Source organism: Actinoplanes sp. NPDC051343, assembly GCF_044455125.1.
GTDB lineage: Bacteria > Actinomycetota > Actinomycetes > Mycobacteriales > Micromonosporaceae > Actinoplanes.
In genome coordinates this window covers 26,013-42,610 of record NZ_JBITEL010000006.1, presented here as the reverse complement: position 1 = coordinate 42,610, position 16,598 = coordinate 26,013, and the positions used below count along the sequence as shown (strand labels likewise).

Below are 16,598 nucleotides of genomic sequence, written 5' to 3'. Positions count from 1 at the left end.
GGTTCAAGCCACGGCGCCGGTCGTCCGGCCGGCGCCATCGGCAGCCCGAGGGAGTTCACCATGGTCGAGCACGCGAATTCGCAACGAAGGCGCCGGCGTAGAACGCTGTCGGTCCTCGCCGGGACGGCCGTGGCCGTGGTCGCCGCCGCACTGGCGGTCGGTTCGGTGCCGTTCGCACGGGCCGAGGCATCGCTCGTGCCGGCGACGTCGGACGGCTGGGCCGGGATCGTCCGGGACGAGGTCACGATCCCGATGGAAGGCGGGTGGGTGTCGAAGGGCGAGCTCACCTATCCGCGCGGCGCCAAGGGCCGGCTACCCACCGTGGTGCTGCTGCACGGCAGCGGCAAGAACGACCTGAACGAGACCGTCGACACCGGCGCGACCCCGCTCGAGCAGGTCGCCCAGACGGCGAACCACCAGGGCTTCGCCGTGCTGCGCTTCAACAAGCGGGGCGTCGTCGACGTCGGCCCGAAGCTGAGCGATAATCCGGCCTTCCTCTATCCGGCCAAGCCCTATGAGCAGGTGGTGCGGGACGCGGCCGCGGCCGTACGATTCGCCGCGAAGTCGTCGCGGGTCGACACCGGGCGGCTGTTCCTGTTCGGCCACAGCGAAGGGACCCAGGTGGCGAGCAACCTGGCCGCCGCCCCACGGACCTACGGCATCCCCGGTCCGGCCGGCGTCGTCGAAATGGGCGTGGTCAGCGGTACGCCCCGCGAGGTGGTGTATTACCAGGCGGTCGGAGCGGGTCTGGGACAGTTGCACGACGAGTTCGACTTCGACGGCGACGGCCTGCTCACCGCCGACGAGGTCACCAAGGGTCTGCTGGGTCAACCGGCCGGCACGGCGCAGCAGTTGCGCCCGCTGCTGCTCGACGGCGTGCACGACGACAAGGTCAACAGCCGGCTCGACGCGAACGGCGACGGCAAGCTGGCCATCGACGCCGAGGTGCGCCCGGCCGTGGAGGCCGCCGCTGGTTTCGCCAAGTACCCGAATCTCACGAACGCCCCGAAGGGCTTCGCCGACTACCTCGTTGACATCGCCCGGTTCCCGACCCCCGCCCAGGACCTGGTCCACTACCACGGCTCGGTGCTGCTGCTGAACGGCCAGACCGACATCCAGACCCGGGTGCGCGGTGCGATCGTCACCGACGCCGCGCTCACCACGGCCGGCAACCGCGACCACAAGCTCATCACCTACCCGGGCATGGGTCACTTCCTGAACGTGACTCCCCAGTACAACCCGGCCGAGGCCAACCCCGACCCGGTCGTGCTGGCCGACATCGGCAAGTGGCTCGCCCGGCACCGCTGACCATTCTCGGGTGCGGCCGCGACCCGGCCGCACCCGCACCGACCCCCCGAATCCGGACAGGCCATGACCGATTCCGTACGGCCGTGGGACGCACTCGGCCTGACCTCGCCGTTTCGCCGCGACTGTGCTCTCGCGGCGCTGGTGGCGCTCCTGTCGGCGACCGTGCTGTGGTTTCCCGACCCGACCGTGACCGCCACCGGCTTCGTGCTGACCCTGCTGGCCGCGCAGGCGATCGCGCTGTGCCTGCGCCGGGTGCGGCCGCTGGTGTGCATCGCACTGGTGCTCGTCCTGCAGACCGTGCTCTCCGCCGTCGTACCCACCGGGCAGGAGGTGCGCGGGGCGGCCGTCGCCATCGCGGTCTACACCTGCGGCACGCTTCTGACCGTACGTCGTTCGTTCGCCCTGGCCGCCGCGGCGGCCGGCACCGAGATCGCCGGCTATGTCTTGTTCAGCGCGGTGCCGGCCACCTTCGGACCCGCCCCCGTGATGCAGCCGTCCGCCGTGGTCGCCCGCGCCGCCGGGCAACTTCTCGTGGCCCTGGCCGCCTACGGCGGCGCGGCCCTCATCGGCCAGAACGTCGCCATGCGCCGCCGCTACGCCGAACTCGTCGAGCTCCGGGCCGCCGAGGCGGCCCGGGCCCAGGCCGCCCGGGTCGAGTCGGCGCTGGCCGCCGAACGCACCCGGATGGCCCGCGAACTGCACGACGTCACCGCCCATCATCTGACCTCGGTGATCGTGCAGGCCGCCCTGGTGGAACGCCTGGTGGAACGCGACCCTGCGGCTGCGCGCACCGGCGCGATCACCGTCCGCGAGGAGGGCCGCAAGGCGCTGAGCAACCTCCGCTTCATCGTCGGCGCCCTGCGGGAGGACGGCACCAACGGTGCCCCGGCGGCCGGCCTGGCCGGGATCGCCGAGCTGGCGTCCGGCCAGGGCGCCTCGCTGACCGTCACCGGGGAACCGCGCGACGTCCCGCCGGCCGCCGACATGGCCTTCTACCGGGTCGCGCAGGAGGCGTTGTCCAACGCCCGTGATCACGCACCGGGCGCCCCGGTTACGATCACCATCCGGCACCGCCGCGACGGCACCACCCTGCTGGTACGCAACGACCCACCCGCGGTCGTCGCAACACCCACCAACGGCGACCGCCGCGGCTTCGGGCTGATCGGCATGCGGGAACGCGCCACGCTCATCGGCGCGACGCTGACCGCCGGCCCGACCGCCGACGGGGGCTGGCAGGTCGAACTCACCGTGCCGCGAGCAGAAGGGGAACCACCTCCGTGATCACGGTGCTCCTCGTCGACGACCAGCAGTTGCTGCGGGCCGGCTTTCGTTCCCTGATCGAACTCGCCGACGACATCCGCGTGGTCGGCGAGGCGTCCAACGGCCCCGAAGCCGTACGCCTCACCCGCCTGCTGAGCCCCGACGTGGTCTGCATGGACGTCCGCATGCCGAACGGCAACGGCCTCGACGCCACCCGCGAGATCGTCCACGAGATCGAACCGGCCCCCGCGGTTCTGGTCCTGACGACCTTCGAGCTGGATGAGTACGTGTTCGGCGCGCTCGAGGCGGGCGCCAGCGGCTTCCTGCTCAAGGACACCGAACCCGACGACCTGGTCGACGCCATCCGGCGGGTCGCCGCCGGCCTGGGCCTGGTCGACCAGTCGGTCACCCGTCGCGTGATCCGCGAGTTCGCCCGCCGCCGCCCCGCCGCCGCGTCCGCCCCACGCCCGGCCGCCGGCACCGCCGACGCGCTGACCGCCCGCGAGGCCGAGATCGTCAAACTGCTGGCCCAGGGCATGTCCAACGCCGAGATCGCCGCCGCCCTGGTCGTCGAGGTAAGCACCGTGAAGAGCCACCTCAGCCGAGCCATGTCCAAGATCGGCGCCCGCGACCGCGTACAGACCGTCATCTGGGCCTACCGCAACGGCCTCATGCCAGCAGACCCGGACTGACCCTCGACACCTGCGGCAGACATCCCATGTTTTCAAAGTCAAGTCTGGGGTTGAAGGTGGGCCCAGGCGGTGGCCTCGTCGTAGGCCGTTCTGGTCTTTAGGCAGCCGTGCAGGATGCGACGAGGCGGTTGCCGAGCTGGCGTAGAGCAGCCTGATGGCCGGTGCCGCGCTCCCGCAGGGATTGGTAGTAGGCGCGGGCGCCCGGTGAGCCGCGCATCGCGCAGAACGCCCACTGATGCACCGCGTCAGCGAGACGCCGGTTGCGGGCGTAACGAGCCAGCACGACCCGGCGACTGCCGGATGCGCGGGTGATCGGTGAGGTTGCGGGTGCCGAAAACCTCATCCGCCCTGTTCGCGGCCATATCGATCACCGACGTATGAACCTGACCCAGGGTTGGTTTCAGCGACCGGGCCTCGGCGATGCCCGATGCGTGCTGCTCCGCGAGGATGATCGGTTGTGTTGCTACGACTGGCGTATATCGGGGTGACCAACGCTCTGACTCTGCTGCGGCTGTTCCGATGAGCGACCGCGACAAGGACACTGAGATCCTCGCTCTGCGGCACCAGATCATGTTGCTAGAACGGCAGCTCGGTGGCGAACGGGTCCGGTTCACCCGGATCGACCGGGCCTGGCTGGCCGCTCTGCTGCACCCGCTGCCACGAACAGTGCTGCACCAGCTGCGGCTGCTCGTGGGCCCGGACACGGTGCTGCGCTGGCACCGCGATCTGATCGCCCGCCGGCACGCCAGCAGTTCGCGGCCCCGTCGGGCCGGGCGGCCACGAACGATCCGGTCGATCCGTGCGCTGGTGCTGCGTCTGGCGGCGGAGAACACCGCCTCGCGATACCGGCGTATCCACGGCGAACTGCTCACCCTAGGCGTGAAGGTCGCCGCCTCCACCGTGGGAGATCTCAAAGACGCCGGCGTCGACCCGGTACCCGAGCGCACCAGCAGCACCTGGACGACGTTCCTGCACTCCCAAGCCCCGGCCATCCTCGCGGCCGACTTCTTCGAGACAGTGACGCTAACCGGCACCCGCCTGTACGTCCTCGCGGTAATCGAACACGCCACCCGCAGGGTCCGGATCCTCGGCGCCACACCCCACCCGACCGCAGCCTGGGTCACGCAGGCTGCCCGGAACCTGGTCATGGACCTCGAGGACATCGGCTGCGAGGTCAAGCACCTGATCCGTGATCGTGACGGCAAGTACCCGGCCCTGTTCGACACGATCCTGTCCGACGCCGGCCTCGAGGTCGTACTCACCGGCGTCCGCATGCCCCGCATGAACTCGATCATGGAGCGGTGGATCCAATCCTGCCGCCAAGAACTACTCGACCGGACTCTGATCTTCAATCGGGCCCATCTGCTGCACGCCCTACGCGAGTACGAACGCCACTACAACGAGCACCGGCCGCACCAGGGCATCGCCAACGCCCGACCACGCGCACCGCTACCCGAACCAACCACCGAACCGGCGACAATCAGGCGGCTCCGCATCCACCGACATGATCGGCTCGGCGGACTCATCCACGAATACGAGCAAGCCGCTTGACCAGCACGGATGGCATTATCGGCATCCGCAGGGCTGCCTCAACCGTTTTCGTAGTGTCCTTCACCCGGCTCGGCCGCGCGAGCTAAAGGGGCCGAAGGCGGCGATCCCGGCCGTCATCCCATGCTCGGCTTCGATATCGAGGCGGATCGGGCCGTCATCAAGGACGAGCTACCTGTGAGTGCGCCGAGCATCACCTCGGCAAGATCAGAATCCAGCACCGTCGGGACGACCTGCACCCGGCTGACGGATTGCGGCGCCCGGATCGGTGCTCTGCTCGAGGGCCGCCCACCACTCCTCCAGTTCGTCGACCCGGCTCTGGAGTGCGGCGTTCGCCGCCCGGGCGGTCGCCAGTTCCTCGGTCAGCGCACCGACCGGCCCAGAGGCGGTCAGGGCGTCGAGCCAGCCCATGACCAGCCGATCCTCGGCGGCGACCCGGCGGAGAGCGGAGGCGACCACCTCCGGTGACAACTCAGCCACGAACTCTCTCGGCAGCGTAAGCAGGCGCGCGACCTCGCTGAGGCTCCGCGCGGCGGTCATCTGGCGCCGGAGGCGCTCAGCGGACGGCACCGCCGGTTCGACCGGTGGCGCGGCCGCCGCGACCGGCTTGGCGGACCCAGGAGCACGCTTCGACGCAGGCGCGGGGATAGCCCGCTCCGGTTCCGGCTCCGACTCGGCGTCCGACGGAAGATCGGGAAGGTCGCCGCCCACCCAGGCGTAGGCCAGGGTGTCGCCCTTCTGCCGTCGGACGACATTTGGCCACTTGGGCAGAACCGCCAGCGCGCGGGGCCAGTGCCGGGCCCACGTCTCGTTCCGGAGCCCGAGCTCAAACAGGTGCTCCCGAATCTCTCGCACCTTCAGCGGGACCGGCGAGTCGGCCAGCAGGTGGAGAACCACCGCGAGGGGCTCTTGGGCGAAGACGGCATGGAACAGCCGAGTGTCGGACAAGGCCATGAAACGCAGCGAGCGCCTCGTCGCGACGTGAACGTCGGCGGCTCGTGGGACGCGCTCTTCCTCATCGGTGTCATCCCACTTGACGTGATAGATCGTCCCGTCATCGGCGAGGATCGATCCGGTTCGGGCACGGCGTACGCCGAACGCATCGGACACCCGGACAAGACCCTGGTCTGCGCTCACGAAGGCGACTGTAATGGTTGTCGTCGCGGCCGGGGCGCCGTCCTCATCTCGGCTACCCCGGATGCTGGCCCAGCGCGACAGGATCACGCGTAGTCGCGAAGTGCGCGCGGCTGGCGAACCGGCTGATGTCACCGATGTCGCCCAGCAGGCGGGGGGGCGCCGGACGGGTCGATGCCGGTGAGGTCTTGCAGGGTGCTGCCGGTACTGTCGACCAGCTCGGTGAGCTCAGCGTTGGCGCCCTTGATCTTCTTGTCGATGACGGTGAGTTCGTGAATCAGTTCGGAGGCAAGCCAGCGGCGGGTCTTGCCGACGACGTCACGCGGGCGCACCGTGTTGAGCAGCGCGCGGGCCTGGGCGGCGGACAGGAACCTCTTCGCCCGCCGGGCACCAGTTCCAGCATCAGGTGATGCAGCCGGCGCACAGTTTCGGTGCGGGTTCGGCCGAGCTGGTCGCGGCGGTCGACCAGCAGCCGCAGCGCGACGGTGGTGTCGTCCACGACGACCTTCCGTAGACCGTCGATGCGCACGAGATTCACGCCGGGAACGGCACTGAAAGGCAGGGCGATCGCTTACAACTGGTCACGGGTCCGGCAACTGGTCGAGCGTCGTGCAGCGTGTCGTCTTCAGCCGCGGACAGAGGCTCAGAGAGCCGAGTCCCGGAGCAGGTCGCGGAGCATGCGTGCCGCTCGGCCCATCGCCACCTCGGCCGCGGGCTGGATCGCGGCCGGCACCCGCGACTCGGTGAGGGCCGCGATCGCGTACGTCCTGCCGTCCGCGTGTTCCACCACCCCGATCTCGTGTCGCATGGTCAGCAGCGTGCCGGTCTTGGACGACCAGCGGGACGCATCCGAGGCGAAGTCCGGCGCGAGCCGGTGCCGCAGCATGTTGAGGGACATCAGCTCGCGGAGGCGCGCGGCAACCGGGGCTGAGATCTTGGACGGGCGCCACAGGGCTTCGAGCAGGTCGACGAAGCTGCGCGCCGAGCCCGCGTTGGCCCGGCTCACGTCCAGTTGCGGTACTGGGTGCCCCTGCCCGGCGGTCACCGCGCCGATGGCCAGTTCCTGTGCCAGATGTTCGTCGCCGGCGGGGAGCCGCTGGGCCGGCGTGTCCATCAGGTCGAGGGTCCGGTGCCGCACCGCGATGCCGTCCAGCCCGAGTCGGCGTAGTTCGGCTGCGACGTTGCCGGGCGGCGTCAGCGCGAACAGCTCATCCGCCGCCACGCTGTCGCTCAGCGCCACGGCCAGATAGATCAGGTCTTCGACCGCCACCGTAGCCGGGTGCCGGAACCGCATCAGGCCGGGCGGCCCCAGCCCTTCCCGGCGGTCCGGGCGCACGGTCACCGTCCGTTCGAGATTGATCTCGCCGCGCCCGGCCCGCTCCAGTGTCGCGACCGCCAGCGGCACCTTGATCAGTGATGTCGCCGGGAACACCGCGTCCGGCTCCAGCCCCAGCTCATCGCCCGAATCGAGGTCGCGCACCAGGAAGCCGCCACGCAAGCCGGCGTCCTCGAGTGTCTGCCGCGCCTCGCGGAAGACCTTGGCAGTGCTCAAAAGATCAAGATCCCTTCTTGGGTACGCCGAGAGCACACCCGATCAGGTCGGGCAACAGCCGCCGGACCCGATCGAGCCCGGCCGCCGATCCGGCCGCCGCGTCGTAGCCCCGGGTCAGTTCCAGCTCCCCGATCCTGCCCCAGGGCAACCCCAGATCGCTCGCCTGGGCCGCCGAGCAAAGCAGCAGGTCCGTTCCTGCCATAGCCTCGGCGGCCGCCGCCACGAGCGACGAGGCGACCACGATCTGGGCCGGTCGCAACCCGACGCTCGCGCCGAGGCGGGTGAGTCGGTCGCGCACGTGCGGCAGGTCGTCCTCCGGCTGGATCCAGATCGCTCTACCCGTACCCTCCCGGTCTTTGAGGTTCTCCACATGGGTGACCGGATCACCCAGCGTGGCCAGACCGAGAGGCACGCGCCAGGTCGCCACGTCGGGCGGGACGGGCACGATCTCGACGCCGATCTCCGCGTGGTCGTCCGGCGCAGCCGTCGACAGTTCCAGGTGAATGCCGCGCTCCTGGGCTTTGGCGGCGAGTCGGGCCAGGTCGCGCGGCGGACAGATGGCCGGGACCACCAAGTGCAAGGGCCGGCGCCGGGCTCGCTCGGCGTCGTGTTCCAGGGCTTCGGCCAGCTGCACGAGCCGCCGCGCCGCCGGCAGCAGGTCGCTGCCGAACGGCGTGAGCGTCAACGCCCGACTCGTACGGTCGAGCAGGACGCCGCCGAGATGCGACTCGAGCGCGGCGATCCGGCGGCTGACCACCGACTGCGGCACACGAATGGCGGCGGCGCCGACGGTGAAGCTGCCATGCCGGGCGACGGCGAGGAACGCTCGGCTCGCGGCGACCAGGTCCATGGCCCGGCACTATGCCAGATCAACATGGAAGCGCCCATTTCAGTCTTGGACAGCATGACAAGAGTTCGGCACAGTCCCCGGCATGACCGCATTCGTACCTCTGATCGGCCTCGTACTTTCCCTCGGCGTGGTGCCGGGACCGACGTTCGCCCAGGCGGAGTCGTCGCACGACGCGCGGCTCGGCGTCTACGCGGTGGACACCGGGTCCGGCCGCACGGTGACGTACCACGCGGACCAGCGTTTCGCGTACGCGTCGACGCTGAAGACCTTCGCCGCGGCCGCCGTGCTCGACCGCACATCCGAGGCCGGGATGTCCCGCGTCGTGCACTACACGCGCGACGACCTGGTCGACTTCTCGCCGGTCACATCGCTGCACGTGGACGAGGGCATGACCCTCACCGCCATCGCCGACGCCGCGATCACCGTCAGCGACAACACCGCGGGAAACCTGCTGTTCCGCGAGCTCGGCGGCCCCGCCGGCCTGGAACGTCAACTCCGGGCGACCGGCGACCACATCACGTCGGTGGACCGGATCGAGCCCGACCTGAACACCGCCATCCCCGGTGACCGGCGCGACACCACGACGCCGCGGGCGTTCGGCCGCGACCTGCGGGCGTACGCCCTGGGGTGGGAGCTCTGCCCGGGTGACCGGGGTGAGCTGGTCGCCCTGCTACGTGCCAACACCACCGGGGGCAACACGATCCGCGCCGGTGTGCCTGCCGGCTGGACGGTGGGCGACAAGACCGGCACCGCGTCGTACGGCTCACGCAACGACATCGCCGTCCTGTGGCCGCCGGCCGGCGCGCCGATCGTCCTGACCGTCTTCACCACGCACGACGATCCGGGCGCGGCCACCGACGACGCCCTCGTCGCCGAGGCCACTCGCATCGCGCTGGCTCGCCTCCACTGAGCGCCTCGCGGCATGGGATTGTCGGTTCCGCTCACGCGAGACCGAACCCGGCGCGAATCCGTGCGTGATGGGGTGGGACGAGATCCGCGGCTTCGAGAGCATGGCTGGTTACGTCGAGTTGAAACGACGAGTCGATGCTGCCGTGTCCGACGGCATCCTCGCTCCCATCCCCACCCGGCACCCTTATGCCCGCAGCGGGTGGCGATTGAGAGCTGGGCTTCCGGTGCGTCGAGGTGCCTTGCCCGTGTCGCTGTTCGTGCCACGCTTCTTGATGGTCTGTTGGGCGCGCTCGTAGAGGTCGGTGCTGATCAGCGGCTCGTGTGCCTCGGCGCGGGACCAGGCCCATTCGCTCGGGTCGTTCCAGCGGTGGCGGTTCTCGTGGCCGAGCGCCACGTCTTCGACGTCGATCAGGACTTCATCGGTGCGTGCGCGTTCCAGACCTGACGGCCGGTGTAGTGCGGGTTGTGCAGGATCGCGGATCGCTGTCGTCTCCCAGACCTGGTGTGCCGGTGCGGGTTGGGCGCCCGGTCGTACGCCGACGGGCAGGGGATAACGTCCTGGGTGAGGCCGCGTGCAATCGAGGTCATCCCCCGGCCCGAGACGTACTCGGTGAAGATCCGCTGCACTACCGGCGCCGTGACCGGGTCGGGTTCGAGCCGGTGCAGCCGCTTGCCCTCGGCTGCCTTGCCAGGGTTCGGGTGCGGGCCGGCGTCGGCGAGCCGGTAGCCGTAGGGCCGGCCGCCGAGGTAGCGGCCCTCCAACTCGGTCTGCGCCTTCATCGCCGACCGGACGCGGACTTTGATGCGGTTGCGTTCGCCCTTGCTCATGCCGCCGTAGAGCGCCACGGTGTCGAAGTCGCGGCCGGTGCTCTTGATCGTGTCGAGCAGGCGCAGCGCTTCGGGCGCCGTTTCGAGGGCAACGACCGGGACTGCCCGATGTCGAAGAACTCGGCGACAATCTCGCCGCCTGCCGGTTCGATCAGGGTGCGAGCGCGGAAAAGCTGCCAGGTCGACCACCACGAGGCCTGCCCGGAGCGGCGCCCGGCGGGTCAGCCGCGGGCGGCGCTCGGGCTGATGAGTGGCGCGGCCGACCGATTCCGGAGCCATTCGGTGAGAAGATCCGCGGCCTGCGGACGGCTGAGGTGATATCCCTGGACGAGATCGCAGTCCCACTCCCGGAGACGGTCGAGCACGGCCTCGGTCTCCACGCCCTCGGCGATCAGCCGCATGTTGAGGTTGTGGGCGAGCTCGACCGTGCTCTTCACGATGGCCGCGCTGCGGGGGTTCGTGTCGCAGTGGGCGACGAACGCGCGGTCGAGCTTCAGGTAGTCGACGGGCAGGGCATGCAGGTAGGTCAGGCTCGAGTAGCCGGTGCCGTAGTCGTCGACGGCCAGCTTGATGCCCATCCGGCGCAGTTGGGCCAGAACCTCGGTCGCGCGGGCTGCGTCCCTGATCAGGACTTCCTCGGTGACCTCCAGGTGCAGCGCCGACGGTGGTATGCCGTGGCGCGCCAGCGACTCGGCTACGAAGCTCGGCAGTGCGGGATCGTGCAGGTTGGAGGCGGAGAGGTTCACCGCGACGGTGAGGTCGATACCTACGGCGCGCCAGGCGCGGCATTGCTCCAGGGCCATGCCGAGCACCTGCGTGGTGAGCACGCCGATCAGGCCGGCGTGTTCGGCGAGGGACAGGAACCCGTCCGGGTAGACCAGCCCGCGGGTGGGATGGTTCCAGCGGACGAGGGCCTCCACGCCCGACACCGCGCCGGACGCGAGGTCTATTTGCGGCTGGTAGTGCAGGATGAGCTCGCCGTTGTCGAGGCCGCTGCGGAGCTCCTCGAGTGTGGTCAGGCGTCGCCGGCCGGCGTCGTCGTCGGCACCTTCGTTCGCCACGGCGATCCGGCTGTGGTCGGTCTTGGCGATGTACATCGCGTTGTCGGCGTGACGCAGCAGGGTGCTGCGGTCGCGGCCGTGGTCCGGGAAGACGGCCAGGCCGATGCTGGCGTCGACGTGCAGCGTGACCTGTTCCAGATCGAAGGGACGCCGCAGCGCGGTCAACAGCCTGGTGGTGACTTCGAGGGCGCCGTCGACTTCGGCGGGCAGCAGCAGGCCGAACTCGTCGCCGCCGAGCCGCGCCAGCAGGCCGTCGCCGCCGAAGGCCTCGCGCAGCCGGACGGCGACCATCTGTAGAAGCCGGTCGCCGAGGTGATGCCCGAAACTGTCGTTGATCTCCTTGAAGCGGTCCAAATCGATGATCGCCACGGCCAGCGCCTGCTGCACGTCCCGGCGGAGCAGTTGGCGATCGAGGGTTTCCTGGAACAGCCGGCGGTTCGGCAACTCGGTCAGGTCGTCGGTGCGGGCCTGCCGTCGGGCGTCGGCCATCGCCTCCACCGCATGGACGGTCAGCAGCATGCGTAAGATCGCGGCCATGATCGCTACGCTGGCGAGCAGACTGCTGGCGCGGGGCAACACGTCGTCGCTCCAGCTGCCGTACAGCAGAAGTACGACCGACGCGCATGCCAGCGCCGCAGGCAGCGCGACCCGCACGATCGCTCTGGGGTGCGGCTGAGCCGCCGACCGCACCGGGCCCTGCCAGGCCGCTGCGACGATCAGGGCGAGCGCGACCGACCACAACGCGTCGGTCCAGCTGTCCGGCAGAAACGTTCCGTGCGTGGTCTCGAACATGTGGATGCCGTTGGCGGTGGTGTTGACGCCCATACCGGCCAGCAGCAACATCCACACCCGTTCGGTGCGCCAGCCGCTGAGTGCCCACGCGCCGAGCAGGAGCCCGGCCAGCACGATGTCCACGAGCGGATAGGCCATGCTCACCACGACCGACCACGCTCGCTGGCCGGACGTGCCGGCGAAGCCGGTCAGGAACATGACCGAGGCGAACGCGGCCGCGCAGGCCGCGGCGATCAGTCCGTCCAGCCAGCTGGAGACGCCCAGGCGAAAGCGCCGTGCCCGCAGAAGACGCAGCACCGCGGCATAGGCGAACGGGTAGTACGCCAGCCACATCCCGTCGGCGACCGAAGGGTACGGCTGCAGGTTGAGCTTGGTGAGGACCGCTGTCCAGTACACCGTTCCGGCGGCATAGCAGGTCAGGCCGCCAGCCATCAGCAACCACGCGCCGCGATCCTGCCGAACGGTGATCGCCCGGATCGCCACGAGCAGTGCGGCGAGCAGATAGATCGCGTCCTGCAGGAAGTCGTTGAAGCCGGGGTGCCGGTCGGCCCAGGCGCAGCCCGCCGGCAGGGCCACCAGGAACTGGCCGAGCAACAACACCAGGCCCAGACCGAAGCCGACCCGTAGCCAGATCCGCCCACGGGCCGGGATCATCCCCGTCGACGCCTCGTCGGTCGCGGTCGTGGCGGGCACCCTCATGTCAGCGCCTTGATTTCCTCAAAGCGGACGACGTTGTTCTTGCCTTGCGCCTTCGCGGCGTACATTGCGACGTCGGCGTCACGCAGCAAGCCGTCGATATCGCTGTGGCCGTTCCACAGCGCGACCCCGATGCTGGCCCGCGGCCGGATCTCCAGGCCCGGAAGGGAAACCGGTTCCCCGATGGCCGCCAGCAGACGATCCGTCACCGCGTAGGCCTCGCTGGGCTTGTCGAACCGTTCGAGCAGGACCGCGAACTCGTCGCCGCCCAGGCGGGCGGCCATGTCGTCCGGGCCCTGCACGTTCTCGCGCAACCGCTCGCCGACCGCGACCAGGAGGAGGTCACCCACCGCATGGCCGTAGACGTCGTTGATCTGCTTGAACCCGTCCAGATCGACCAAGATCAACGCGAGGGTGTTGTCGTGCGACGTACGAGTGAACGCCTCGGTCAGCCGGTCCCGCAGCAGGGCCCGGTTGGCCAGGCCGGTGAGGTTGTCGTGATAGGCCTGATGTTTCAGCCCGGCGAAGGCGTCGCGCAGCGCCACCAGGGTCTTGTTCAGGGCGTGCCCCATCTGGCCGACCTCGTCGTCGCCGCGGACCGTGAGCCGCTGGCTGAAGTCGCCCTGGCCGACCCCTGTGAGCACGTCGACCGCCTCGCGCAGCGGTCGCGACAACGTCCGCGCGGCCAACACCGACAAGGTGATCGCGACCAGGGCGCCGGCCAGCAGCGACAGCAGCATGAAACGTTCGGTGGCTCGGCTGCTCGACAACGCCTGGCGCGATCCGGTGGCCACGGAGGCGAGAATCTGGGTGAGCACCGCGTCGGCCCGCGTCTTCACCGACGTCGCCAGAGCCTGCGACTGCACCAGGAGAATCTCACTCGCTCGCTGCCGGTCGCCCCGGCGGCTGGCGTCGAGCGCGCTGTCGCGAGCGGCGCGCCACAACTTCAACAGGGAGCCGAACGCGTTCAGGGCTCGCTCCTCGGAGCTCACCAGATGCACTTTCTGCAGCTGTGCGAGATCGGCGTCCAGCCGCAGATCCGTGGTAGCGATGTCCGACTCGTACTGGTTCCGGTAATAGCCGGAGTCGGAAAGGATGTGGGACACGACGGCTTCCAGCTGAGTACCCACCGCGGAACGGGCATCAGTCATGTACGAAAGCGCCATGACGTTCGTCCGGTACTGATATTCCTGTTGCGCCGCGAGGGCGTTGATACGAATGAGGCCGACGACCCCGACGGCGGCGAAGACCGACGCGACCACCAGCGCAACGCTCACGATCTTGGTGCTGATGCGACGATCGGCGAAAGCTCGCTTGGGATGCTTCAGGAATGCGATTGAGCGGCCGCGCACGGCTCTCTCGGGCGCGCCCTGCGACGGACCGTCTCCCGCTGACTTCCTGCCCACGAACCCTCTCCCTGGATACGCATCACCGCAACGGACTATTGGCATATCGGTCGCGAACGCCGCCAATGAAGGCTCTGTCTCGCACCCGTCCGTCCGGAGCTCGCCGCCGGAGCCCTCTCGGCATCACCCAGGAGCTGCGCCAAAGCCCGGCGAAGCGGACGAGAGGCCATCTACGCTCAGGCCACGAAGACGGACTCGGTGGCCAACAAACGTATGTCCGATCCTGCCCCGGAAGGGCGGTGCGCGGTGTTCCGGCGTCCAAATCATCCGGTCACGCTGGCTTTGGCGATCCTCCTGGCCGCCGTTTCGGGATGCGCCAACTCGAACGGCGCATCGGACCAGCCCGCCAAGTCAGCCGACCAGGTCGAGGTCTTCTCGTGGTGGCAGGGTCCCGGCGAGAAGGAGGGATACGACGCCCTCATCGCCTATTTCAAGGACCAGAATCCGGGCGTCGACTTCATCAACGCCTCGGTCGCCGGCGGCGCCGGAAGCAACGCGCGAGCGGTGCTGGCCAGCCGAATGTCGGCCAACGATCCGCCCGACTCCTACCAGGTGCACGCCGGGCAGGAGGAGATGAGCGACGTCAAGGCGGGCAAGGTCCAGGATCTGACATACCTCTTCGATCGCAACGGCTGGCGCGACAAGTTCCCCAAAGCGGTCATAAACGCCATCACCATCGGCGGGAAAATCTATTCCGTGCCGGTGACGATCCACCGATCGAACCTGCTGTGGTACAACGTCAAAGCGATGAGGGCGGCCGGCATCGCCAAGCCGCCCGCCACCTGGCCGGAATTCATGACGATCGCCGCGAAGCTCAAGGCCAAGAAGATCACTCCGCTGGCGATCGGGCCCGAATGGACCCAGAAGCACCTCTTGGAGAACGTGTTGCTGGGTGAACTGGGCCCGGCCAAGTATTCCGCGTTGTGGACCGGAAAGGCGAGCTGGCTGGGAGCGGATGTCCGGGCGGCCGTCAAGGTCTTCAGCAATGTGCTGGCGGCGTCGGACGTCAAGACGTTCGACGGCGACTGGCAGTCGGCGCTCGACAAGGTGATCGACGGCAAGGCCGCGTACACGGTCATGGGCGATTGGGCGGACGCGTACCTGAGCCGTGCGAAAGGCATGACGTTCGGAACCGACTACGACGCCGTCCCCTCCCCCGGCACCGACGGCGTGTTCAACTTCCTCTCGGACGCATTCATGCTGCCCGCCGGTGCCCCACACCGCGCCGCGGCGGAGAAGTGGCTCGAAGCCTGCGCATCGGTCCCGGGCCAGGAGGCGCTCAGTCTCCAGAAACGGTCCCTGACCGCGCGCGTCGACTCAGACAAGATGAAATACAAGGACTATCTGGCCTCGGCGCTGGCGGCGTGGCAGAACCCCGCCACGGTCGTGGTCGGATCGGCGACTCACGGCGTGCTGGTCGACACCGTGCGGAGCGGCGAAATCGACACCGCGCTGTCCAAGTTCGTCGGCGGCGGAGCCATCGACCAGTTCCTGAAGTCGATGGACGGCATATACGCGTGATGTGGGCCTCCCCCGCCCTGACCACGGTTCATCAGAGGGTCACTCCGGGTCGAGTGTGTCGATCCAGTCGTGCAAGCGGCGGATCTCGATCGACAGGAGTTCCGGGTCGCGCAAGGTCGCGGCGAACACCGAGGCCCCCTGGATCGCGGAGAGCAGGCTGACGGCGAGATCGCGTGGTCGCGCACAGCCGAGCTCCTCGAACTGCGGCGACGGAATACGCTCGTATCTACACACGGGTCGCCGCTTCTGTCGGCGATCCTCTTCAGCCTGGCTGGCCGGTATCCGGAATCGAGAGGCTGATCGGCCGGTGCGGGCTGGAGGTCATGGACCACCCCGCACGTGCAGACCTCCAGCAGCGGTACTTCGCCGGCCGGACCGACGGCCTGCGGCCCTATACCTTCGAGACCCTGGTGGCCGCGCGGGTCACCTGAGCGAGCGCAGCCCACCGCGGCACCGTCACTGTCTGCGAGGGCCAGGCGGTGACGGTACGGCAGAGGAGTGCAGCAACGTCGCTCTTCGTGCCGGTTGGACAGCCGGTCCTGACCGACTCCGGCATGGCGTCGGTCTTGTTCCACACGATCCGGTTGCGCAGGATCCAACCGTCCTCGACCAGTGCCCAGGAGACCCGGGCTGGGATCATGAGCAGGCTCTTGAAGGGCGCCTCGCCGGTGGTGTTGCGCCTTCATGATCGGGAGCCGAGGAACCCAGGGCCGTCACCCCCGTCCCTTGTGATCGCTAGCCGGATCAGCTTCCCCATTGCGGGGCCGACCGGAGTACGCCGGAAACCGGCACTGGCCAAGATCGTCGTAGGTGAATGGGTGACGGCTTGGCCACATCGAGTGCAATGAACCCATGACCATCATGGAGCGCACCATCGCGGTGGCCGCCGGGTCAGCCGGACGCGTAGGCCGGGCGACGGCGCGGTATGTGCTTAGGCATCGTTTGCTGACTGCGCTGGTAGTGACGCTGGCCGCCGCCACCACCTCGCTCCGCAACGGCTGACCCGAACCGGGTGTCGGTTGGCCGTCGTATTCGTGAAGA

The 16,598-nt window shown here is 69.0% G+C and carries 16 protein-coding genes and 1 pseudogene; 7 read left to right on the top strand and 10 right to left on the bottom strand.

Annotation, left to right across the window (positions count from 1 at the left end; translation table 11 throughout):
• The first annotated feature begins 60 nt into the window (after positions 1-60).
• The 3 genes from ACIA5C_RS20315 to ACIA5C_RS20305 all read left to right on the top strand — a co-directional run bounded on the left by ACIA5C_RS20315 (position 61) and on the right by ACIA5C_RS20305 (position 3,260).
• Positions 61-1,308 (top strand): alpha/beta fold hydrolase, encoded by a 1,248-nt coding sequence (locus ACIA5C_RS20315; RefSeq protein ID WP_396056760.1) that lies wholly within the window; start codon positions 61-63, stop codon positions 1,306-1,308.
• Between the two features lie 63 nt (positions 1,309-1,371).
• Positions 1,372-2,589: a sensor histidine kinase gene (locus ACIA5C_RS20310; protein ID WP_396056758.1), complete on the top strand. Its 1,218-nt coding sequence runs from the start codon at positions 1,372-1,374 to the stop codon at positions 2,587-2,589.
• On the top strand, positions 2,586-3,260 hold the full coding sequence (locus ACIA5C_RS20305; protein WP_396056756.1) for a response regulator: 675 nt from the start codon (positions 2,586-2,588) through the stop codon (positions 3,258-3,260). The genes ACIA5C_RS20310 and ACIA5C_RS20305 overlap by 4 nt, the downstream gene beginning before the upstream one ends.
• 38 nt (positions 3,261-3,298) lie before the next feature.
• Here the strand turns inward: ACIA5C_RS20305 and ACIA5C_RS20300 are convergent.
• A pseudogene (locus ACIA5C_RS20300) lies at positions 3,299-3,585 on the bottom strand (IS110 family transposase); the annotation flags it as partial.
• A 194-nt stretch (positions 3,586-3,779) separates the two neighbouring features.
• On the opposite strand from ACIA5C_RS20300, the gene ACIA5C_RS20295 reads away from it, so the two are divergent.
• On the top strand, positions 3,780-4,811 hold the full coding sequence (locus ACIA5C_RS20295; RefSeq protein ID WP_396056754.1) for an integrase core domain-containing protein: 1,032 nt from the start codon (positions 3,780-3,782) through the stop codon (positions 4,809-4,811).
• A 204-nt stretch (positions 4,812-5,015) separates the two neighbouring features.
• Here ACIA5C_RS20295 and ACIA5C_RS20290 read toward each other — a convergent pair whose 3' ends face one another.
• From ACIA5C_RS20290 to ACIA5C_RS20275, 4 genes are all read right to left on the bottom strand, one after another.
• Positions 5,016-5,945, bottom strand: a complete 930-nt coding sequence (locus ACIA5C_RS20290; protein ID WP_396056752.1) for a hypothetical protein — start codon at positions 5,943-5,945, stop codon at positions 5,016-5,018.
• 128 nt (positions 5,946-6,073) lie between these two features.
• Positions 6,074-6,274 carry a hypothetical protein gene (locus ACIA5C_RS20285; RefSeq protein ID WP_396056750.1) on the bottom strand — a complete coding sequence of 67 codons (201 nt, stop codon included), beginning with the start codon at positions 6,272-6,274 and terminating at the stop codon, positions 6,074-6,076.
• A 311-nt stretch (positions 6,275-6,585) separates the two neighbouring features.
• On the bottom strand, positions 6,586-7,494 hold the full coding sequence (locus ACIA5C_RS20280; RefSeq protein ID WP_396056748.1) for a serine hydrolase: 909 nt from the start codon (positions 7,492-7,494) through the stop codon (positions 6,586-6,588).
• A gap of 4 nt (positions 7,495-7,498) precedes the next feature.
• On the bottom strand, positions 7,499-8,344 hold the full coding sequence (locus ACIA5C_RS20275; RefSeq protein ID WP_396056746.1) for a LysR family transcriptional regulator: 846 nt from the start codon (positions 8,342-8,344) through the stop codon (positions 7,499-7,501).
• An 82-nt stretch (positions 8,345-8,426) separates the two neighbouring features.
• On the opposite strand from ACIA5C_RS20275, the gene bla reads away from it, so the two are divergent.
• Complete coding sequence (bla, locus tag ACIA5C_RS20270) at positions 8,427-9,254, top strand: class A beta-lactamase (protein WP_396056744.1); 828 nt, start codon at positions 8,427-8,429, stop codon at positions 9,252-9,254.
• Positions 9,255-9,437: 183 nt separating this feature from the next.
• Here the strand turns inward: bla and ACIA5C_RS20265 are convergent, their stop codons facing one another.
• The 4 genes from ACIA5C_RS20265 to ACIA5C_RS20250 are packed head-to-tail and all read right to left on the bottom strand — an operon-like array spanning position 9,438 to position 14,102.
• The gene (locus tag ACIA5C_RS20265; protein WP_396056741.1) at positions 9,438-9,647 is read right to left on the bottom strand and encodes a hypothetical protein; all 210 of its coding nucleotides are present in this window, start codon (positions 9,645-9,647) and stop codon (positions 9,438-9,440) included.
• A gap of 14 nt (positions 9,648-9,661) precedes the next feature.
• Entirely contained in the window at positions 9,662-10,360 is a 699-nt protein-coding gene (locus ACIA5C_RS20260; RefSeq protein WP_396056740.1) for a recombinase family protein, read from the bottom strand.
• On the bottom strand, positions 10,303-12,633 hold the full coding sequence (locus ACIA5C_RS20255; RefSeq protein WP_396056739.1) for a putative bifunctional diguanylate cyclase/phosphodiesterase: 2,331 nt from the start codon (positions 12,631-12,633) through the stop codon (positions 10,303-10,305). Before ACIA5C_RS20255 ends, ACIA5C_RS20260 begins: the two co-directional genes overlap by 58 nt.
• Positions 12,630-14,102: a diguanylate cyclase domain-containing protein gene (locus ACIA5C_RS20250; protein ID WP_396056737.1), complete on the bottom strand. Its 1,473-nt coding sequence runs from the start codon at positions 14,100-14,102 to the stop codon at positions 12,630-12,632. Before ACIA5C_RS20250 ends, ACIA5C_RS20255 begins: the two co-directional genes overlap by 4 nt.
• A 180-nt stretch (positions 14,103-14,282) precedes the next feature.
• Here ACIA5C_RS20250 and ACIA5C_RS20245 point away from each other — a divergent pair, with 180 nt between their 5' ends.
• Positions 14,283-15,557, top strand: a complete 1,275-nt coding sequence (locus ACIA5C_RS20245) for an ABC transporter substrate-binding protein (protein WP_396056735.1) — start codon at positions 14,283-14,285, stop codon at positions 15,555-15,557.
• A gap of 39 nt (positions 15,558-15,596) precedes the next feature.
• Here the strand turns inward: ACIA5C_RS20245 and ACIA5C_RS20240 are convergent, their stop codons facing one another.
• Complete coding sequence (locus tag ACIA5C_RS20240; RefSeq protein ID WP_396056733.1) at positions 15,597-15,791, bottom strand: hypothetical protein; 195 nt, start codon at positions 15,789-15,791, stop codon at positions 15,597-15,599.
• A gap of 618 nt (positions 15,792-16,409) precedes the next feature.
• Here ACIA5C_RS20240 and ACIA5C_RS20235 point away from each other — a divergent pair.
• Positions 16,410-16,559: a hypothetical protein gene (locus tag ACIA5C_RS20235; protein ID WP_396056731.1), complete on the top strand. Its 150-nt coding sequence runs from the start codon at positions 16,410-16,412 to the stop codon at positions 16,557-16,559.
• Positions 16,560-16,598: the final 39 nt, after the last annotated feature.